We start from the raw sequence: 21,585 nt of genomic DNA on the forward strand, positions 1-21,585 counted from the left end.
CGCGTCACCCTGCCGGAGACGTTGCTCATGCCGACCGCTTCCAACGAAGAACTGTTCTACTCCGACCGCAATCTGGCGCTTGAACTGGTGCGCGTGACGGAAGCCGCCGCTCTCGCTTCCGCTCACTGGACGGGCCGCGGCAAGAAGAACGATGCGGACGGCGCCGCCGTCGAGGCGATGCGCAAGGCATTCGACACGGTGGCCATCGACGGCACGGTCGTCATCGGCGAAGGCGAGATGGACGAAGCGCCGATGCTCTATATCGGCGAGAAGGTCGGCGCAGGCGGCCCCGCCATGGACATCGCCGTCGATCCGCTGGAAGGCACCAATCTGTGTGCCAAGGACATGCCCAACGCCATCACCGTCGTGGCGCTGGCCGAGCGCGGCAATTTCCTGCACGCCCCGGACGTGTACATGGACAAGATCATTGTTGGCTCAGGTCTGCCCGAGGGCGTGGTGGACATTGACGCTGCCATTGACGCCAACATCCGTAATCTCGCCAAAGCCCGCAAATGCGACATTGGCGACATCACGCTGTGCGCGCTCGATCGTGAGCGTCACGCGGAACTCATCGCCAAGACACGCGAAGCGGGAGCCCGTGTGCGCCTGATCTCGGACGGCGATGTGGCCGCAGGCATTGCCGCCTGTCTGGAAAGCTCGTCAGTGGACATCTACGCCGGTTCAGGCGGTGCGCCGGAAGGTGTACTGGCCGCTGCCGCCATTCGCTGCATGGGCGGTCAGATGCAGGCACGTCTGATGTTTGAGGACGATGCCCAGCGCGAGCGCGCCCAGAAGATGAACCCCGGCAAGCAGCCGGATCGCAAGCTCGGTCTGACCGATCTGGCCGCTGGTGACGTGCTGTTCTCCGCAACCGGCGTGACCTCGGGCTTCCTGCTCGAAGGCATCAAGCGTCTGCCACCCCAGCGCGCCGTGACACACTCGCTGGTCATGCGTTCCAAGTCTGGAACACTCCGCTTCATCGAGGGGTATCACAACTTCAACCGCAAGACCTGGAGCCCCAACTGAGCCTCAGTTGACTATATCGATGTCCGAGACACTCCCGATGGATGACGCCACCACGTCAGATGAAGCCGTTCTTGGCGTGGAATGCAGTCTGTTCGGGCATCGATGGGTCTGGCGCGACGGGGCGGATAGCCCCGCCACGCTGCGTCTGGGAAGCGCTATCGCCCAGATTTGTGGTGTGCCCGAGATTGTGGGCCGTATCATGGCCATGCGGGGTCTCCGTCCCGATACGGCACAAGCTTTCGTTGAACCGCGCCTGCGCAACTTCTTGCCCGATCCCTCCACGCTGCATGGTATGGACGCCGCCGCCGCCCGGCTGGCGCTGGCTGTGGAAAACAGCGAGACAGTCGGCGTCTTCGGTGATTATGACGTCGATGGGGCGTGCTCGTCAGCCCTTCTCGCCACATGGCTGCGCGATCTCGGCTGCACCGTTCACACCCATATCCCCGATCGCATCCGCGAAGGCTATGGCCCGAACGAGACGGCCCTGTGCGCACTGGCGGAACGAGGTGCATCCCTCGTGGCCTGCCTTGACTGCGGTACGGCGGCCGCTTCCATCCTCGCCTGCCTTAAGGACCGCGCGGATGTGATCGTCATCGATCACCACAAGGCCGAACTGACGCTTCCCGACGTGCTGGCCGTGGTCAATCCGAACCAGCCGGATTGCGCGTCCGGGATGGGGCATCTCTGCGCCGCCGCCCTCACCTTCCTCACGCTCGTCGCCGCTACCCGCGCCCTGCGGCAGAAGGGATGGTTCAATGACCGCCCTGAGCCAGACCTGATGGCCTGCCTCGACCTCGTCGCCCTTGCCACGATCTGTGACGTCATGCCCCTGCGTGACCTCAACCGTGCGTTTGTGCATCAGGGATTGCGGGTGATGAACAAGCGCGCACGGCTGGGGCTGCGCACGCTAATGGAAGTGGCCAGCGTGGGTGAGACGCCCAACGCCTTCACCTGCGGCTTCGCGCTCGGTCCTCGCATCAATGCCGGTGGGCGCATCGCGGAGGCCGATCTGGGTCTGCGCCTGCTTACGGCACAGGAGTATCTGGAAGCGCGGCAGATGGCCGAACGCCTCAATGACGTCAACCGCAAGCGGCAGGACGTGGAGGCCGATATTCTTGATGCCGCCATGGAACAGGCCCGCAGGCAGTTCGATGACGGCAATCCGGCGCTGCTCGTGTCCAGCCGTGACTGGCATCCGGGCGTCGTGGGCATTGTCGCCAGCCGTATCAAGGAAGAATTCAATCGCCCCGCTTTCGTGGCGAGCGAGGACGAAAATGGCACGCTCAAAGGGTCGGGCCGCTCCGTTCCCGGTCTCGATGTCGGAGCCGCCGTCATTGCTGCCAAGGAACACGGCCTGCTCATAGCGTCCGGCGGTCATATGGCGGCCTGCGGTTTCACGCTGCCAAAAGACAATCTTTCAGCGTTTCACAGCTTTCTCAATGGTCGGCTTGCGCAGGCGGCCGAACGGCCGCGCAAACCGGAACTGCCCATTGACGCCGTACTGCCACCAAGCGCCTGCACGCCCGAACTGGCTACCGCGCTGGCTATTCTTGCACCGTTCGGCCAGCATAACGAAGAGCCGTTGCTCGCCGTCGAGCGAGTGAAAGTGGACCGGTTTTTTCGCATCGGCGCGAATAAGCGCTCCATTCGCCTTGCGCTTTCGGGTGAAGGCAACCGCAAGATCGGCGCGATCATGTTCAACATCAAGGACGATGCCATTCTTGATGTGCTGGAAGATCTCTCACGCCCGACGCTGCATGTCGCAGGCTGGTTGCGCACCGACACATGGCAGGGTCGTGAGACGACGACATTCTTTATCCGTGATCTCGCAACACTCTGAACGATCCCTTCTCCAAGACGCTATTTCCTGACGGGGACATTTTTTGTCATGCCCGAACAGCGACGATCGGCCCATGCTGTCTGATAGACAGAGGCCTGATTCTGGAGCGTAAACCATGCCAACCATGCTCGGGCTTGTCGGTGTCCTTCTCACCCTTGCCACTCTTTTTGCCGTCATCAACCAGAAAACGCTGAAACTGCCGCTGACCATCGGCGTGCTGCTGTTCACCCTTGTCACCTCTGGACTGGTGATGGGCCTCAACGCACTGACCCCGCATCAGGCATTTCTGAGCATTCCACGCGAGATTCTCGACACCATCAATCTGCCGTCGTGGCTTCTCGACGGTGCTCTGGCGATCCTGCTGTTTGCAGGCGCGATGCAGGTGGATCTGGATCACCTGATACGGCGCAAGTTTTCTATCGTGGCGCTCGCTATCCTGGGCACCGTGCTGGCCGTGCTCCTTCTCGCTTTCGCCGCGTGGCTGATTTTTCCCGTTCTGGGCGTCCATGTGCCGATTTCATGGTGCATTCTTCTCGGCGCGATACTGGCTCCCACCGATCCCGTCTCAGTGGTGGGCATGCTGCGCAGACTGGGGCTTCCGCCGCATCTTCAGGCGATCTTTGCGGGAGAAAGTCTGTTCAATGATGGTGTGGGGATTGTCATTTTCACATTGGCGATCGGGGTCGCGACGGGCGAAACCGCCACAGTCACGCCCGGTGACGTGTTCATGGGGTTTCTGCACGAAGCGGGTGGCGGCATCGTGCTGGGGATCATGACCGGCTGGCTGATGCTCCAGATCGTGCGCACCGTCGATGACGCCCATATCCATCTTCTGGCATCGCTGGCGCTCGCCACCGGCACATATGGACTGGCGCATACGCTGGGCATGTCTGGTCCCATTGCGGTCGTGGCGGCCGGCATGAGTCTCGGCTCTGTCCGCGGCCGCACCTATATTGCCGGCCATTCCCGAGAAGAACTTCAGACGTTCTGGACCCTGATCGATGAAGTCTTCAATGCTCTCCTCTTTCTCCTCATCGGGCTGGTCATCTTCGCGATTACACCAACATGGTCGAACTGCATCCTGACACTGGCCATCATCCCTCTGGCTGTGCTGGCACGCGGTCTGAGCGTTTTCCTCTCGACCGTGCCGATGCATCTCCATCCGGGAAAAGATCGCGGACGGCTGCTCAGTATTCTGACATGGGGAGGATTGCGGGGGGGTATTTCTGTGGCACTAGCCCTCAGCCTTCCCGAAGGAGCCTTGCGCAATACGCTTCTGCCAATCTGTTATGGGGTTGTCGTATTCACGATCTTCGCCCAAGGGCTCACGATGGAACGCGTGGTGCATTACCTCTATCCCGAACTCGGGAATCAGGCGTGACAGTTTGCGCCTTTACGCTTCCACATCCAGAAAGCGTCGATAAACCCGGTTATAGGCTGCCACCACCCGGTCCATGCCATAACGCTGGCCACAGGCCCGCGCATGCTGTGCAAATTCGGTCCACTTTGCGTCGTCCATCATCTCCCTGATCGCGGCGATGATGGCGTTTTCGAATGTAGCATCGTCTGCATCGAGCGGAAGAAATTCGCCGGCCAATCCGCCATCATCCGCCGTCATCATGGACCGCACCATGCCCACATCCGTCGCGATGGCGGGCGTTCCCACCTGAAGCGCCTGAATGAGCGTCAGCGGAAAGGACTCACCGGGAAAACGGGTGGGCAGAAGCATGCAGTCGGCCATGCGATAAAGACCGTTGATGCAATCCTGATAGCCTAGCAGACGAACATTCGGCAGGCGGCCGAGTTCTTCGCGATACTGTTCATAACAATCGCCCGTACCGCACAAAAGGAGATGCACAGGGCGCGAGGGATCTTCCTTATTGAGCCGCTCAATGGCCTGGGCCGCCTGCACCCAGCCTTTTTCCGGAATGGCACGACTTGCGACCGCCACAATGAAGTCTTCCGGGCCAATCCCGAGTTGCTCGCGTGTAAGCGGAAAGGGACGCGGGTCCAGTGTCATGCCGTTCGGGATATGGACGATATCCCCGCATGGCACGCTGCCATCCGGCCCACGTAGATGTGCGAGATTTTTCTCCGCCAGATAAACCCAGAGCGTGACATCGCGCCGTAGCCGGGCGAGCATGTCCTCTCCAAGCGTGACGCATTCGTAAGAACCGTGCAGCGTCACGATGTAGGGCACCACAGTCAGCGTCTTGTCATCGGGAAAAAACGGTAAATCGCTCAGACAGATATGGGAGTGGATCAGGTCCGCATGGATTTCGAGAACGAACCGCCAGACACCGACTTCTTTCGCCTCGAACATTGAATAGATGGGAATAGCTCTGTCCAGCAACGCAAGGACATCCGGGTCCGTGCGCGTATCATCCAGCACGAGAAACGACACCATATAGCCCTGCCGGAGCAGTCCATTCGCCAGTGCAATGGGGAAAAGCTCACCTCCCCCAAGCATAAATCCGAGAACGTTGAAGACGATATGACGTGGCTCGTGTTGGACCCGCAGAATGGCATCGAGATCGAAAACGTCTTCGAACACAGTGGATCCGGTCGAAGTGCTTTCAAACATCTCGCGCAAGCGCTCGGCAAGACGACGCACCGCAGTCTCCGGGATACCCCATTTCCTGCGCAGATGTGCAATCAGAAACTGATATTCCTTGTAAAACTCAGGCGGTTGCGTTGGAGTGGAGCGTGCCTCGTCACAGGAAATACCTGTCGAAGCATCCAGTACAAGCTGTCCTCCCGCCATAAGTTCAGCAAGAAAGAACCATGTCTTCCCAGTGTGCCGGGATGCGATCGTTTGCCAAACCTTATGGTCCACCTGATGACGACGCATCAGACATCCATCGATCTCCGGCGCAAGATCGGCTTCAGCGAACGACGTCGTAAACCACTCTCCTGCCGACCAGATAACAGGAACTACATCGCTCTCTCCAGCCGAAGAACTTCCGAACGCCATCTGCACACTGGCATCAGCAAAATGACGGACCAGACGTTCAACAAAATTGGCCTCCGGCTGCACATCATGCTCCCGAAGCCAGATGACATCTCCTTGCGCCTCTCTGAAAGCTGCCTGCCACAGAGAGAGGTCGTCACTTCCTTTCAGGCAGGAGACGACACGGACATCATCGTCTCGATGAAAAGTCCCGACATTCTCTTCCATATCCACAACGAGAATCTCAATCTTGCGATAGGTCTGATTGCGGATCGACCCGATCTGACGTTCAAGTGTTTCTGGATCGACAATTCCCACGATCACCGCGCTGACGAAAGGCTTGTACTCACGCTGTGCCACCCGTCGAACATGCGGGAGTGCCACGCGGCCTTCCTTGCAGCCATACACCAGCCAGTGCCAGAAAGGATCGATCCCTGCCCTGCGGACATCCTCATGCAGAAACAGATAATGACGCGTAGCAAAATCAGGATGCGGGTCCAGATATTCCGCCCGACCAAGCGTTAGGTAATGCGCCGCGGCCATCCTGTGATCGAGGGTCGCTCCCCACGGTCCAAGCTGTTTCTGGTAATGGTCAAGGTCGATACCCTGCGCGATGTCTTCCAGCACTTTCGGATCGCACGCGACCACGTCGATGGCAGGTCCGGCTGGAATGGGCGTCTCCACCGCAACAGAAGCGCGTGCTCCGAGCCTCTTTGCCCTTCGACGGATACTGGCGAACCGCTCAAGCGCCCATCGAACCGGGCGTGTCAGCCGCCATGTGGTGCTGTTGACAATCTCTTCATAGCGCCGCCGAAACACTTCCAGTTCGTCCACGCGCGCCGAGAGTTCCGCACAGGACGGCTCCAGAATGGCGTTTGCCTTTTCAAGACCCTCAACCCTCTGGCGCGCCTCGAACAATTCCCGTGCCCGACGGATGCCTTCCATCTTCTTCCGATCCACCTCATGCAAAAGCTGCCCGGCGTCCAGTCGATCGGGAGAAAAGCCGTCTTTCACGCAACCTCATCCAGATAGCGGCGACGGATATGCGCAAGATAGGCCTCCGCTCCGAGCGGACGGCCCGTTGCGTCTTCTATGATGCGCATGGTGGATACAGAACTTGCCCGCGCATGCACTTTCTCGCGCAACCAGCCTAACAAGGGGGCCAGATTCCCTGTGCCGATCTCGGCCTCCAGCCCCGGCACAGCACGTCCGGCCGCCTCATAGAGTTGGGCGGCCGTCAACGCACCCAGCGCGTAACACGGGAAATATCCCCACAATCCCAGCGGCCAGTGAATGTCCTGAAGACAACCCAGCCGATCTTCCGGAACGTCTATTCCCAACAGTTCCTTGATCCGCGCATTGAAGGCCTCGGGCAGATCACGCACAGCAAGCTGCCCTCCGATCATGGCACGTTCAAGATCGTAACGAGCAATGATATGGGCCGGATATGTCACCTCATCGGCATCCACACGGATAAACCCGGCCTTCACCTGCGTCATCTGACGGTGCAGCGTCTCGGCTTTCCAGTCTCCGTTATCCCCGAACAGCTTCTGCATGAGAGGGGCAGCAAACTTGGCAAACGCTTCCGAACGGGTGATCTGCATTTCCAGCAAAAGCGACTGACTCTCGTGCAGTGTCATGCCACGGGCGGCTCCTACCGGCTGCGCCTCCCACGCCTTTGGAAGCCCCTGCTCATACAGTGCGTGACCCGTCTCGTGCATGACACCAAGAAAGGCCGGTAGAAAATCCATTTCGTCGTAGCGGGTGGTAATGCGTACATCCCGGATCGCACCACCGCAGAAAGGGTGTGCGCTGACATCCAGACGCCCGCATTGTGTGTCGAAACCTACGCGCGCCATCATCGTGCGTCCAAGTTTTTCCTGCAGTGCCAAGGGATAAGGGGCTATCCCGGCATGACCCGATTTGGACTGCCCTTCCTGGCGCGCCAATATCTTCTGCATCAGAGGCGGCAGATTCTGTGCAAGAGCCGCAAAAATCGGTGTAATCGTGGCTTCGCGCATACCGGGGTCGAAACCATCCAGCAGCGCGTCATAGGGCGAAAGATCGAGAGCCTCTCCAATCGCAACCGCCTGTTCACGTGTGAGGGCAAGCACTTCTTCCAGCGCAGGACGCAACGCGGCGAAATCACTCGCCTGCCGGGCGGCCCGCCACGTCATTTCCGCTTTGGAGCATGCCTCCGACAGGGCTTCGACCAGCCGCGCCGGCACGGCCACAGCACGCGCGTGCTGACGCCGCATCTCCGCCAGATTAGCTCTGCGCCATGGGTCGTCACCGGGGTCGGCTTCTGCGAGAAGAGCGGCGTTTTCCTCCGCCGTCAGAAGTTCATGGCGGAGACCTTCCAGTGTTGCTAGATCCGATGCGCGCCTTTCCCCCGCACCGGCTGGCATCATCACATCCCGATCCCATGAAAGAAGGCCAACCGCGTCGTTCAGCGCGGAAATACGGGCAAAACATCGCTCAAGCTTTTCCATGGGGGTCATTGCGTTACTCCATGCAAATCACAGGCATCAAAGACAATATATCCGCAGCAGGATTTATGGGTGTTTCCTGCCCATCATCCCGCGCAATCCATGAAGAACCTTCCCCAACACCGGGATTCTGAACAACGCATAATATCTCTTGCTCAACTGGTGGAACCAGGAACTTCTCATCTCCTCCACCACAGCCGACAGCGCGTGAATATGTGCCTCTTTTTGTTCATCCACTCGCACTGTCTGCTTCTCTCGCTCAAGTTCGACCTGGAGCGTCTCCACCCGTTTGAGCAGCGCATCGTTACGTTTGAGAAGAGCATCGTTGCGCCGCAGGATGGAGCCGGTGTGCTCCCGTTCGGCCTGCTGCTCCGCATTCAGGCGACGCACCGTCTCGCGCAGCAACTGGTTGCTGAACCGAAGTCCCTGCTCGGACGGCGTATAATCCGTCTCTTCTTCCTGAAACGTGACGTTGGGAAACCGGTGCAGGGTGTAATCGAACACCGCGCGGTTCTTGAAATATATCCCCGGACGAACATCGACAGTACGCCCGAGCAGCGTGGAGAGAACAGCCATGTGCAACCGGTCCGTATGCACATGATCGAACTGACCGATCAGCCCAGCCACGGCACGCAAAGGTTCTGCGCACTGTGCCTCATCCATCCACTGGATATCGTTGATCAAAAGCGAGAGATCGACGCTCGCACGATCACGGTTTTTGAGAAGGCGCTCTTCATCGTTGCGGAAAATACCGATATCCGGATAGCGCTCCGACATATCCAGTCCAGAAAAATGCGCCGGATCGCAATAGAACGCGAGATCATGACAGAGAAACACACGGTCTTCCGGCATCCCCTGCGTGATGAGTTGCCGGTAACTCTCCTCTTCACGACAGAACATCGTGATCTGATCGGCATAGGGCACAAATTCGGATCCGAAGGACGAAAAAGTGCTCGGCAGAATGATCAATCGGCCGCCTTCCCGCAGGAAAGACAGGGTCAGATCGAGATATGTCTCCCATAACCCTTTTACCCAGCCACCACCGCCGCCCATGACGACATGGGTGTAACCCGAGAGTGTTGCCTGTTCACGTCCCTTGATCCGTGGGAAATCACAACCGAGATCACGAAACAGATCCAGCGTTCCAAGTGCGATCAGCGCATCGCCCAGATTGCCATATCCCGCGTAGAAACCCGCTCCAAGAGACGCAAACTCGCGCAGCCCCTCAACGAGCGTCTTATTACCTTTTATTTCGTCGCGGACTGTCGTGCGAACGTCATCTGACGGATACGTCATACTTTCTCTCAGCCCTTGTGAAACAATGAATATATTTCAGAGACTTTTTTATCGTATATCCGCGCCTCATGTTGACGCGAATATTTCCCGTACAGTCTTTCCACTCTCTCGCGCAACGCGTCCGCCGAACAGTCCATGAATCTCTCGATCTGCTCGACATAACGCAGAACCAGATCGCGATCATCCGCCGTTGCCCGCACCAGAAAAGCGGTATCCTCAGTCAAAAGTTCCGAAATGCCGCCGACATTGACCGAAATGATGGGCACTTTCTTCTCGATGGCCTCCAGAATGATATTGGGCATGCCATCGAAAAGCGACGTGTAGAGGAAAGCATCCTGATCGGTGAACGGGATGCTGTCCAAACCGGTGAACGCTCCCATATAGGTCACATTGGGACACTCGGCGAAAAAGCCTACATCGAAAGAATCCAGCACGGAAGAGCCATAGACAAGAATATCCGGCGCGTCTTTGGAGGAGGACAGTTCTAGCGCGATCCGTCGCAGAATGTCGGGGCGTTTCTGGCGATCCAGACGGGAAGCCCATATAAGCCGGCGTGGGGCCGTCACATCGGACCGAGGAGGCGCATGTTCGGACGCACAGGCGTACAGAGCCGTCGTATGGCCTCTGTAACTAGGGATACGGTACACCAGCTCGTCAAGATTTCTTTGATGATCCGAGATGACATGATCGATCCAGCTGCGGTTCTCCCGCATAAATCTCAGTTCTGCGCCGTCCTCGTACATACGCCCTTCGAATACATGAAATGACGAACAGAAGTAGAAATAAACTACTTCATGGGGAGCGAGAAACGCACCATGATCCGTCATGAGTTGTTCGCTGTAAGGACAGAACTTCAGAAATACCCGCGCATCGGGCGCAAGATTTTCGATCACCCGCAAGGTCATCTCGGATGTCAGAGACATCAGTTCGGGCGGAAGCAATGCCCCCAGATCAATGACATCCAGTCCTTCCGGCACCGGACTGCGCGCTTTTTCCGGCTCAAGATATTGGCCAAGAACAAGCAGGCAAGACCGTGTGGGATCCTTCATGGCGGAGCGAATGAAGTTGACGATGTATTTCTCCGCTCCTCCCCTTGAGAGAAAGGGCATGAGGAACACGTCCGTGTAACGCTTGTCGCCAAACCGGCGGCAGATTTTACCATAGACACGCCCAAAATCCTCGGACATGCCGAGCATGGTGAAGAATTTCTTCTCATGCCCCCAAACAGGTTGCACTTCAGGGTCTATGCGATTGGCATAGTAAATAAGCGAATTGATATAGGACGAATTCGTATAGCTATGGGAAAAATCATAATGCGTGGCAATCTTTGCGGGCGTTCTGTCCTGTTCCTTACTCAAGGAAAGAAAAGTGTCAGGCGCAAAGAAATCGCAATTCGGTGCCAGTTTCCGTCCACGAAGCGTCCGCATAATGCTGTCGGGACGCTGTCGGTAGAACACCACCGCATTGGACGCCACGACCAAATCAAAACCCGCCGCCACGGCGCGCAGATTTAAATCATAATCTTCAAAAGCATAGAGCGGGTCATTGGCGCAATCGGTGTAAGCAAGCGCAAGAAGTTCTTCGCGCCTCGCCATGATGCGCGACACATAAGGATGGCCGCCCGCCAGACGGTAAATACCTACATCACGCAATTCGTACAATCGCGCAACGAAACTGTCACACCCGAATGCATGATAATACTCTGGAAAAACAATCGCCCTTTCAGAAGTCTGTGCCAATCTCGTGTGCAGGGCGTGAAGGTAATTCACACACACCAGATCATCCGCATCGGCCGTTGCAATGTAGCGTCCCGCCGCGGCTCGAATACCGTGATTACGCGCGAGTCCTAACGATTTTACACAGATCGTTTCTTTCTTCACCGACTTGAAAAGCGCGAAATCGTAAGTATCGATCACCCGGCGCGTGGTTGCGTCGGGGTTGTCCAGCACGATCACCAGTTCGGACTTCAGTCCATGATTGCCCGCATGCGCGATCGTCTCTCCCAGCGAACGAAGAGTCGGACAGATCAGTTCTCCTTCGTTATGAACATTCAGAACGATGGAAATATCATAAGGCATAACGTGTTTTACCGACCTGACAGAGGCATTGTTACAAAATTAAGACAACTCGATACAAAGATTTCGATTTTATTGCATGTTTTTATCGAACGCAAAACTCGGACACAGACGCTATAGTTCGCTGTTGCCCCTGGCTTTGTCAGGACCAGCTCCAGGCTGTAGACCCGTCCATAAATCATGAAGCCGGATCGCTCTCATCGGAGAGCCGCCACTCCGGCCCTAAGGGGAGAGCAAAGAGTGAGTGTCGAAGAAAAATGCCCCGAGTGTGGCTCCGAGCACGTCTATAACGACGGAAGCCTGTGGGTCTGTCCCGATTGCGGTCATGAATGCTCGGAACTGGGGGCGGCAAAAGGACCGGAAATCCGTGACGCCAATGGCAACGTACTGGCGGACGGAGACACCGTGACCGTTATCAAAGACCTGAAAATCAAAGGCTCATCGCAGGTGGTCAAAGGCGGGACCAAGGTGAAGAACATCCACCTCACCGATGGCGCAGACGGTCATGACATCGCCTGCAAGATTCCGGGTATCGGCGCGATGAACCTGAAATCTGAATTCGTGAAAAAGGCCTGACAAACATCCACGCTCCCTCATTGTGGAAACCGGTTGTCAGCTTTCAACTGGCACAACAGGATGAAACCCAGTGTCACCAAACAGGAGCCCAGACATGGCAGGAGATGTGATCCGCGTCGCCACCGCCCTCATCAACAATGAGGATGACGATCTCCTTGTGGTGCGCAAAACCGGCACGGACGCGTTCATGTTGCCCGGCGGCAAGATCGAAGATGGGGAAGATCCGACCACTGCTGTCCTACGCGAACTGGAAGAAGAACTGGGCGTGGTCCTTCATCCAGATGTACTGCGATCTTTCGGTACGTTTTCCGCTCCTGCCGCCAATGAACCCGGCTATACCGTGGAGGCCACCATCTTTGCGGTCAGCACACGCTGCACTCCCCAGCCGCAGGCCGAGATTGCGGACATGATCTGGATCGATCCCGCACGGCCGGGTTCATTGATCCTCGCTCCCCTCTTGAAAACCTGCGTTCTGCCCCGTCTGGCCGGTACGGTCGCCTAATCTCCTCTGTCCCCGAGAGTTCCATGAGCAAGTCCTTTCCCACTGACGCACCCTCCGACCCAACCGTGACAAACGCCGCCAAAGCGATTGAGCGTCTGGTGCAGATCATGGGACGATTGCGCGATCCCAAGACCGGCTGCGCATGGGACGTCCAGCAGACACCCAGGACCATCGCGCCCTACGCCATAGAGGAAGCCTATGAGGTGGCCGATGCTATTGAGCGTGAGGCGTGGAATGAAGTTGCGGATGAACTGGGCGACCTGTTGCTGCAGGTTGTATTCCAGTCCCGCATGGCTCAGGAAAAAGAACGTTTCAATTTTGCCGATGTCGCGAACCTGATTGCGGACAAGATGGTACGCCGCCATCCGCATGTTTTCGGCAATGACGATCAGGATACGGCCGCAGGACTGGATCTTTCGGCACAATGGGAACAGAGCAAGGAAGAGGAGCGCCGGGCACGCAATGAGCATGGCGCTCTTGCTGGTATCCCGCTTTCCCTCCCAGCTCTGCTCCGCGCCCGCAAGCTGGCGGCCCGCGCAGCCCGAGTAGGGTTCGATTGGCCAGAAGTGGACGGGGTGATCGCCAAGGTTCACGAGGAAATGGCGGAAGTGGAAGCCGAGATCGCGTCAGGTGACCGAGCGGCCCTCGCGGATGAAATGGGTGATCTGCTTTTCTCGGTGGCGAGTCTTGCCCGGCGTTTCGACCTCGACCCGGAGGCCTGTCTGCGTCAGGCGAACGACAAGTTCTCCCGCCGTTTCGGAGCGGTGGAAGGCCATCTTGCACAGAAGGGACTTGGCCCGAGCGACTGCTCCGTCGAGCAACTCGATGCGGTGTGGAACACGGTCAAGGCAGAAGAAAAAGCAAAATCCACCTGAGTTTCAACGAGCCTGCGCTCTGCGCCTCAGTTGCTTGCTCACTTCCATCAGCGGCGCCTTCCACGCCTCCGATGGAAGATCGGGTGTTGTCTGCGCAAACATTCGCAATTGCGGATACCACAGGCTCTCTCCCGTCTGCGCGGACCAGTTCCCTGCCCGCCACCGCCAGTCTCCACCGAACCGGTTCAGCAGCCACACGGGCACACCCAGCGCGCCTGCAAGATGCACCATTGCCGTATCGACCGAGATCACGAGATCCAGCGTCTCCATCACAGCGGCTGTCGTGGCCATGTCGCCCGCAGGCAACGGCTCGAACCCGCCGGGCGCGTCTCCCGGCTGAAGTGAGATCCACTCGATATCCGGCACGTCCAGAAGTGGCCCAAGCCACTCCACCTTGAGCGAACGCCGCCGATCGAACCGGTAAGCCGGGTTGCCGGACCAGCACAGCCCCACCCGCATTTTCCCTTTATTCGCAATGGAACGCCGCACAGAGCCGGCGGTTAAATAAACGGTTTCACCCGGCGGAACACTGACTCCCAACACATGAGGCAAACTGAGCAACGAAGTCCGCGCAGCAACCTTTGCCGCATTGGAGTCTGTGCCAATCACGAGACGTCCGCTCTGCCGCGCGTCCTTCCAGACAGGCAGATCGAGAGAAGATTCGATCAGCCGCCTCATACTGTCGGGCACCAACAGAAAAACCGGAGCACGGAGCAAAGCAAGCGGGACGAAACGCAGAAACTGAATGAAGTCTCCCAGCCCCTGCTCCCCGCAGAGCAACACGCGCCCACTGACGGTTTCACCCCTCCAGTCCGGCACGTCCGGGCGAGGCCATGGTTGCACCAGACTGCGCCGCGCCTCGAAATCACGCCACCCTTTGTCAAAGAGCCCCTGCCCCAGTTCCAACGTACCCAGATTGAAACGCGCCCGCTCCGCATCGCGGCTCTCGGGAGCCTGTTCCATCACACCACGAAACAGAGCGGCCGCCTCCTCCGTATGGCCAAGTTCCGCCAGAAGCGTGCCTCGGTTGAGAACGATACGCGGATCATCGGGCTGCAAGGCAGTCGCATGATCCAGCGCCTGACGCGCAGAACGCAGATCTCCCATGGCCATGCGCGTTAGCCCAAGATTGGTCCATGTTTCGGCGGTCGGAGTGGCTGTCACACAGGCTTGGGTCAAAGCTTCGTCGGCCGCATCCAACCGTCCAAGTTCGAACAGAACTGCTCCATGATTAGCCGCCGCCGCTGGATCATGAGGGCGTAAAGTGCGTATTTCGGCAAACAGACGTTCGGCCTCATCCAATTCTCCGAGGGCCGCCAACAAGCTGCCTTCGGCATGACGTGTCAGAACATCATCCGGCGCTGCGAGCCGCCTCGCCTCACGCAGTTCCACCCGCGCCCGGTCGGGTTGACCGGTACGAGCGAGGAATTGTCCCAGAACGAGATGATGCCCCGCTTCCAGAGGCCGAAGTTTCACGGCGCAGCGCAATTCGCTTTCCGCCGCCGCCAATTCTCCCATGGTCTCCAGCACATCCGCAAGCGCTAGAGAAATGGACGGATCGAATGGATCGTTCAGCGCGGCCACATGCAGCGCGGCACGAGCAGCCTCGGCATGTCCGGCACGCAAAAGAGCAAGGCCCAGCGTGACATGCCACGCTGGACGTGGATCGGCTTTTACCGCAAGACCGCCATACGCAATGGCGAGATCGAACCGTCCGAGATCATAGGCGGTGCGGGCCAGTGCGTGAAGGATGTCAGCGTTGTCGGGCTCTTCCTCCCGCCTGCGCTTGAGGGCAAGAAAAAGTTCTTCCGGATCGGTTGAGGCGGGAAGATTCATAATCACCCAGCCTGCCCTCTTGCGGCTGTCAGGGCAAACGCTGTCTGTGGATCAGTAGCCTGCACTGCCGGACTGGCGCAGCAACCCCGTCGCTTCCCGACCAGCAAGGGAGAGTGCGACCGCCTCCGCCACACGGATGCCGTCGATGGCCGCGGACAGAATGCCCCCCGCATAGCCAGCACCCTCACCTGCGGGAAAAAGACCGCGAGTGTTCGGGCTTTCGCCATTCTGTTGACGGGCGATACGTAGGGGCGAGGATGTGCGCGTCTCCACGCCTGTAAGAACGGCATCCCCCAGCGCAAAGGCTGAAAGTTTACCTGCGAAAGCCGGAAGCGCTTCGCGCATGGCGTGCAGAACGAAGTCCGGGAGGCAACCGTCCAAACTGGTGGGCGTCACACCGGGCTTGTAGGACGGCTCGACACCGCCGAGGTGAGTGGAAGACCTGTTTTCGAGGAAATCCGCCACACGCTGGGCAGGAGCGCGGTACTCTCCTTCTCCCGCAAGAAACGCCTGCCGTTCCCAGTGACGCTGGAAGGCGATACCCGCCAGCGGATCGTCCGGGTAATCCTCGCCAGGCCGCAGTTCGACCACGATCCCGGAATTGGCGTTTCGTTCCGCGCGCGAATACTGGCTCATGCCATTCGTCACCACCTGTCCTTCCTCAGACGTGGCCGCAACGACCGTGCCGCCGGGACACATGCAGAAGGAATACACGCCGCGTCCATTGCTCGCATGGTGCACAAGCTTGTAATCCGCTGCTCCCAGTTCCTTTGCGCCGGCCTGTAGTCCGAAGCGATCCGCGTCGATCAATGACTGCGGATGCTCGATGCGAACGCCGATGGAAAACGGCTTGGTCGCCATTTCCACTCCTTGTCGATGGAGCGTGGTGAACGTGTCGCGCGCACTGTGGCCCACCGCAAGAATGACATGAGAGGCCGCGATCTCTTCACCCGACGCCAAGCGCACACCGCACACATGCCGGTCCTGATCCAGCACCAGTTCGTCCACACGCGTGCTGAAACGGTATTCCCCACCCGCGTCCTCGATTTCACGGCGCATATGCTCAACCATGGAGACAAGGCGAAACGTGCCGATATGGGGTTTCGAGAGATAGAGAATCTCTTCCGGCGCACCGGCGCGGACAAACTCACGCAGAACCTTGAAGCCCAGATGACGCGGATCTTTCACCTGACTGTGCAGCTTGCCGTCCGAAAAGGTTCCGGCCCCACCTTCGCCGAACTGCACATTGCTCTCGGGCGTAAACACGGATTTGCGCCAAAGCGCGAACGTATCGACCGTTCGCTCGCGCACCGGCTTCCCACGTTCGAGTACAAGCGGGCGCAGTCCCATCTGCGCAAGAATCAGGGCCGCCATCAGCCCACATGGTCCCGCTCCGATGATGACCGGACGGACAAACCCTACTTGCCCGGTTAGTGCCGGCACATCCACATCGGGAAAACGGTACTGCGTGTCCGGCGTCAGGCGCACGCGCGGATCGTCGCGAAACTTTTCCACGATCGCCGCTTCATCACGCAGTTCGCAATCGAGCGTATAGACGAGGCGAATGTTGCCCTTGTGTCGGGCGTCGTAACCACGACGGGCCACATGCACGGCCAGAACATCCTGTGGAGCCATAGCAAGCCGTTGCGCGACGGCTGACACAAGAGCGTCCGGTTCATGATCCAGAGGCAGGAGGATTTCAGTGACTCGGATCATGACAGGAAACGGCCCATCCCTCGGCTTGAACTACAGGAAAACAGCGGAACCCACTCCGCCCGCCTGCCCGCTCTTAGGCCGCCCGTCATGACCCCATCAAGGGGCATGCGCATGATCGTCACCGATCCGGGGTTCCGCCCATCCGCGTGAGAGGATAATTTTACGGCCAGTGCCATCGCACGACGCGACTGCGCGCCCTGATATTTGCATGGCACAGGATCCTTCATGACCGACGCCTCTGCTTCTCCTCCTCCACCCCGCAGTGACATCCTGCTGTCCTTGCGGGGCATAAGCCAGAGCTATCCTCACGAAAATGGCGCCCGCGACGGCTCCTCTGTAAAAGTGCTGGACGATATCTCGCTCGATGTCGCATCCGGGGAAATCGTTGGACTGCTCGGACGGTCCGGCTCCGGCAAATCCATGCTTCTGCGCATCATGTCCGGGCTATTGCAGCCCGAAGAGGGCAGCGTGTTGTGGCATGGTGCACCCATGAGTGGCCCTGTTCCGGGTGTGGCGATGGTTTTCCAGACTCCGGCGTTGTTTCCCTGGCTCAATGTGGAAGACAACGTCGAGCTGGTGCTTGAAGCCACCGAACTGAACCGCCAGCAACGCAAGATCCGAGCGGAAGAAGCAATGGACCTGGTCGGTCTGGGAGGACATGAGAACGCGCGTCCGCACGAACTCGGCGGTGGTCTGGCCCAGCGCGCGGGTATCGCGCGGGCGTTGGCGGTGCATCCGGAACTGCTGCTGATGGACGAACCGTTTTCATCGCTGGACGTGCTGAGTGGCGAAAACCTGCGCACCGATCTGGTCGAGCTGTGGTGCGAGGGTAAGCTGCCCGTCAAATCCATCCTCATGGTCACGCACAATATCGAGGAAGCGGTCTTGATGTGTGACCGTATCCTCGTCTTCTCCGCCAACCCGGGGCATGTGGAGCATGAGATCGCGGTGACGCTGGAACATCCGCGCAGCCGCGACGATCCGGCTTTCGTGGAACTGGTGGACCGTATCTACGCCCTGATGACACGCCGCGCGGCCGTCATTTCGGAGGCGATGCTGCCCGAGGAACGTGCAGCCCTTCCACCGACGCCGCAGCATACCCCGATCACACCCGTCACGGTCGGCAGTATGATTGGTCTGATCGAGGCATTGGCGGCAGATCCGCTCGAAGGTCGCGCCGACCTGCCCCTGCTGGCCGCCCGGGCGCAACTCGCACTGGATGATCTTTTCCCGCTGGTGGAAGCCTTGGAACTTCTGGAACTGGCCGAGCCGGAAGACGGGGACATCCTGCTCACACAGGAAGGGCATCGCTTTGCCACCAGCGAATTCGATGAACGCAAGATCATCCTGCGCCACGCGCTGCTCAATGAAATCCCGCTGGTGAAATCCATCTGCGCCGTACTGGACGAACGCCCCAACCACGCCGCCAGCGCCGAGAAGTTCCGTGAAGAACTCGAAGAATGCATGTCATCGGCTTACGCCCGGCAGACACTCCAGACGCTCATCATGTGGGCCCGTTATGCTGAGTTGTTCGATTATGACGAAGGAACGGACCAACTCGTGCTGAGCCGCGACGAAACGGACTGAGAAAGGGATTGCTGGCAGGCGCAGTCCCTTTCTCCGTTCCTTACCACTTCGGGGCTGGTCCCTTCACGATTTCCGCCAGATCGTTTGTCCGCACCCATTTGCGGAACGCATTGCGGACACCCTCCGCCGTCGCATCATGATACGCCTTCGCCGCAATGTCGGGCGTATCCAACGGCAGACCCAATTCCATCAAATGCAGATATTCTCCCGCGATGGCACCCAGACTGGCACGGCCAAGCGGCAGCCCCCGCAACAGGGCGGACTTGGCAATCAGCAGTTCGTTCTCCGAGATCGGGGTGTCCTGCATGGCACGGAGATCGCGCAGTGCGGCCTCCCGCGCCTTGCCCACCTTATCGGGGTCCGCGCCAAAAGAGATGGAATACGCGCCTCGTGTGCGGCTCCAGTCAAAGCTGCTGCTGACATTGTAGACGTAGCCGGTCTTCACCCGCAGATCGCGGTAAAGCCGCGAGGAAAATCCACCTCCCAGCACTTCATTGCCCACCGTCAGCAGGAAATGATCCGGGTTTGAGGCCGTCAGGCCGATGCTCTCAGGCAACGTGACCGTATCCTGCAAGCTGCTGTGATCGGGCACATGCGCTCGTGAGGCCTTACTGTCAGGCCGCGTGGGAAGATCCACAACAGGCTTCGGCCCGACTGCCTTCCAGCCACCGAATGTCTTTTCCACGACACTGCGAGCCTGTGCCGGTGTCACATCACCCGTCACGACAATGGTGGTCATGTCGGGGCGCCAGACAGTGGCATAATACTGTTTCACATCATCGAGCGTGACACTCATGACAGATTGCGGCGTCGTTTCACGCAGCGTCGGATCGCCCTTGGGTGAAAGAGCCGCTTCGATGGCGCGGCCGAACAGATAACCGGGGGCGACAAGCTGTCCTGCCTGCGCCTGCGCGATCTGCTGACGCACGATAGTGAAATCCTGCTGCGGGAAAGCCGGACGCAGTTCGTTCTCCGCGAGCAGATTCATCGCCAGTTCGAACTTGGCGGACGGCGCACGCAGGGAGAAACCCGATCCAGCACTGGCCCAGGCTGGCACTTCATCGAGCGCCTTACGGAAGGCCAGACGGTCATGATCTTGCGTGCCGTAGGAAAACAATTCCTCGGTCACGTCTTCCACGCCTTCCTTACCCTTGGGCTCCTGAAGGTCTGCGTTGTGACGGACGAAACCGGCCACTTCCACAGTGTGACTGACATGCGACGGATGAACGATAAGAGTCAGACCGTTGGACAGCACATCCACATCGGGTTTAGGTGCGGGTGGCGGCACATTCAACTGCGCCAGCGCGCTTTCCGCCCAGTCCGGCAGTTTCACCGGCTTTTCGGGAACTTCGGTGAACGACTCCGCACCGCCGAACCCTGAACCCGAGACCGGCTTGCCGGAACTCTCAGGTGTCAGCACAGCCGTCACGGCGCGGCTTGGGTCCAGCAATTGCGCAGCCAGACGGTTCACCGCCTCCGGTGTCACAGCGCGGTACGCCGCAATCATGTCATCGGGAGAGGAGAGATTCTTGAAAGCCAGCGCCTGTGACCAGATTTCCGCCAGCCCACTGACCGAGTTGGCCGAGAACTCAAGCTGCGCAACTTCCTTGGTCTTGGCATCTTCAACCAGCTCTGCGGGCACTCCCTTCTCGCGAATGGACGCCAGCACGCTGCTCACATCCGCCAGCACTTTCTTCGAATCGCCACCTTTTGGAAAAGCCGCCAGCGCGATCCCGAAACCCGCCTGTTTCTTGGGTGCGAACTCGAAGCCTGCATACAGCGCCTTACCGGCGGGAACGAGCTGAAACAGTGCCCCACGCTGGCTCGCCAGCACATCGGAGAGGATATCGGCCGTGGCGAAATCTTCCGCGCTTAGACCGGGCATCGGAAAAGCGATGGTGGCGAAGCCCACCGAGTAATCCGTTGGAAAAGACAGCGTCTGCGCGGGAGCGGGCGCTGGCTTGACGGGCGTGCGCGCAGGGAGCGGACGCGAGGGAATGGTACCGAAAATATCGCGTATCTGCGCGAAGGTGGTCTGCGGATCCACATCTCCCGCGATCACAAGGATCGCATTATTGGGTGCATACCACTTCTCATAAAAGCTGCGCAGAAGAGCCGCCGTCGTGCGGTCGAACGAGGGGCGCGCGCCCAATGCGTCATGCTCATAGGGCGTGCCTTTGAACAGGATGGACTGAAGCTGCGAGATATAGCGGTAGGCCGGACTGGAGAGATCGCGGGAGACTTCCTGCTCGATCGCGCCGCGTTCCTTGTCCCAGTCGGCCTCAGAAAGCGTCAGCCCCTTCATCCGCAGCGCCTCGATACGCAGCAGAACGCCCAGATCCTCGGCCGGCGCAGTGTAGAAATACTGCGTCACGTCTTCGGTCGTATCGGCATTGTAACTGCCGCCCAGACGCGCGCCGAGCACCGCAAGCTGGTCCTTGTCCAGTCCATCGCTGCCCCGGAACATCATATGTTCCAGCGCGTGAGCGGTTCCAGGAAACCCAGCCGGTGCCTCCGATGAACCGACGAGATAGTTCAGTTCCGTGGTCACGACCGGCGCCAGACGGTCCTGCACGATCACGACACGCAGGCCATTGGAAAGGGTCTCGCGGGTAACGGGCGCCGCAGTCTGCATGTCCACGGACACGATGTCTGCGAAGGCCGGGGATGGAGCCACCATGGCCGTTCCCAGCGTTGTGCCCGCCATCAGGGCAGCGCAAAGAAATGGGCGCATCATCCTTGAAAAATCAACCAGCGTCATCAGTTCGGCATTCCGTTACCACAAGAGGTCCGGATCATGCCGACCCGATCACATTC

At 58.9% G+C, this 21,585-nt stretch carries 14 protein-coding genes; 7 read left to right on the forward strand and 7 right to left on the reverse strand.

Annotated features, from left to right (window positions below; genetic code table 11):
• The first annotated feature begins 27 nt into the window (after positions 1-27).
• The 3 genes from glpX (at position 28) to KUA11_RS04400 (ending at position 4,247) form a co-directional block, all read left to right on the forward strand.
• Positions 28-1,026 (forward strand): class II fructose-bisphosphatase, encoded by a 999-nt coding sequence (glpX, locus tag KUA11_RS04390; RefSeq protein WP_217409136.1) that lies wholly within the window; start codon positions 28-30, stop codon positions 1,024-1,026.
• A 19-nt stretch (positions 1,027-1,045) separates the two neighbouring features.
• Positions 1,046-2,866, forward strand: coding sequence for a single-stranded-DNA-specific exonuclease RecJ (gene recJ / locus KUA11_RS04395; protein WP_217409137.1), 1,821 nt, complete (start codon positions 1,046-1,048; stop codon positions 2,864-2,866).
• 115 nt (positions 2,867-2,981) lie between these two features.
• The gene (locus tag KUA11_RS04400) at positions 2,982-4,247 is read left to right on the forward strand and encodes a cation:proton antiporter (RefSeq protein ID WP_217409138.1); all 1,266 of its coding nucleotides are present in this window, start codon (positions 2,982-2,984) and stop codon (positions 4,245-4,247) included.
• A 12-nt stretch (positions 4,248-4,259) separates the two neighbouring features.
• Here the strand turns inward: KUA11_RS04400 and KUA11_RS04405 are convergent, their stop codons facing one another.
• The 4 genes from KUA11_RS04405 to KUA11_RS04420 are packed head-to-tail and all read right to left on the reverse strand — an operon-like array spanning position 4,260 to position 11,679.
• The gene (locus tag KUA11_RS04405) at positions 4,260-6,830 is read right to left on the reverse strand and encodes a glycosyltransferase (RefSeq protein ID WP_217409139.1); all 2,571 of its coding nucleotides are present in this window, start codon (positions 6,828-6,830) and stop codon (positions 4,260-4,262) included.
• Complete coding sequence (locus tag KUA11_RS04410) at positions 6,827-8,317, reverse strand: carboxypeptidase M32 (RefSeq protein ID WP_217409140.1); 1,491 nt, start codon at positions 8,315-8,317, stop codon at positions 6,827-6,829. Before KUA11_RS04410 ends, KUA11_RS04405 begins: the two co-directional genes overlap by 4 nt.
• 54 nt (positions 8,318-8,371) lie before the next feature.
• A complete protein-coding gene (locus KUA11_RS04415) occupies positions 8,372-9,601 on the reverse strand; it encodes a polysaccharide pyruvyl transferase family protein (protein ID WP_217409141.1) in 1,230 nt (409 codons plus the stop codon).
• Between the two features lie 8 nt (positions 9,602-9,609).
• Positions 9,610-11,679, reverse strand: coding sequence for a glycosyltransferase (locus KUA11_RS04420; RefSeq protein ID WP_217409142.1), 2,070 nt, complete (start codon positions 11,677-11,679; stop codon positions 9,610-9,612).
• Between the two features lie 237 nt (positions 11,680-11,916).
• On the opposite strand from KUA11_RS04420, the gene KUA11_RS04425 reads away from it, so the two are divergent.
• The 3 genes from KUA11_RS04425 to mazG all read left to right on the forward strand — a co-directional run bounded on the left by KUA11_RS04425 (position 11,917) and on the right by mazG (position 13,629).
• A complete protein-coding gene (locus KUA11_RS04425) occupies positions 11,917-12,252 on the forward strand; it encodes a zinc ribbon domain-containing protein YjdM (protein WP_368040920.1) in 336 nt (111 codons plus the stop codon).
• 94 nt (positions 12,253-12,346) lie between these two features.
• Positions 12,347-12,754, forward strand: coding sequence for an NUDIX hydrolase (locus KUA11_RS04430; protein ID WP_217409144.1), 408 nt, complete (start codon positions 12,347-12,349; stop codon positions 12,752-12,754).
• Positions 12,755-12,777: 23 nt separating this feature from the next.
• Entirely contained in the window at positions 12,778-13,629 is an 852-nt protein-coding gene (mazG, locus tag KUA11_RS04435; RefSeq protein WP_217409145.1) for a nucleoside triphosphate pyrophosphohydrolase, read from the forward strand.
• Between the two features lie 3 nt (positions 13,630-13,632).
• On the opposite strand, the gene KUA11_RS04440 is transcribed toward mazG, so the two are convergent.
• On the reverse strand, positions 13,633-15,465 hold the full coding sequence (locus tag KUA11_RS04440) for a tetratricopeptide repeat protein (protein WP_217409146.1): 1,833 nt from the start codon (positions 15,463-15,465) through the stop codon (positions 13,633-13,635).
• 51 nt (positions 15,466-15,516) lie between these two features.
• Positions 15,517-17,181: an NAD(P)/FAD-dependent oxidoreductase gene (locus tag KUA11_RS04445; protein ID WP_217409147.1), complete on the reverse strand. Its 1,665-nt coding sequence runs from the start codon at positions 17,179-17,181 to the stop codon at positions 15,517-15,519.
• A gap of 225 nt (positions 17,182-17,406) precedes the next feature.
• Between KUA11_RS04445 and KUA11_RS04450 the strand changes: the two genes are divergently transcribed.
• Positions 17,407-18,768 carry an ABC transporter ATP-binding protein gene (locus tag KUA11_RS04450; RefSeq protein ID WP_217409148.1) on the forward strand — a complete coding sequence of 454 codons (1,362 nt, stop codon included), beginning with the start codon at positions 17,407-17,409 and terminating at the stop codon, positions 18,766-18,768.
• A gap of 40 nt (positions 18,769-18,808) precedes the next feature.
• Here the strand turns inward: KUA11_RS04450 and KUA11_RS04455 are convergent, their stop codons facing one another.
• On the reverse strand, positions 18,809-21,529 hold the full coding sequence (locus KUA11_RS04455) for a M16 family metallopeptidase (protein ID WP_217409149.1): 2,721 nt from the start codon (positions 21,527-21,529) through the stop codon (positions 18,809-18,811).
• Positions 21,530-21,585 lie beyond the last annotated feature (56 nt).

The organism is Acetobacter estunensis, from assembly GCF_019083805.1.
GTDB lineage: Bacteria > Pseudomonadota > Alphaproteobacteria > Acetobacterales > Acetobacteraceae > Acetobacter > Acetobacter estunensis_A.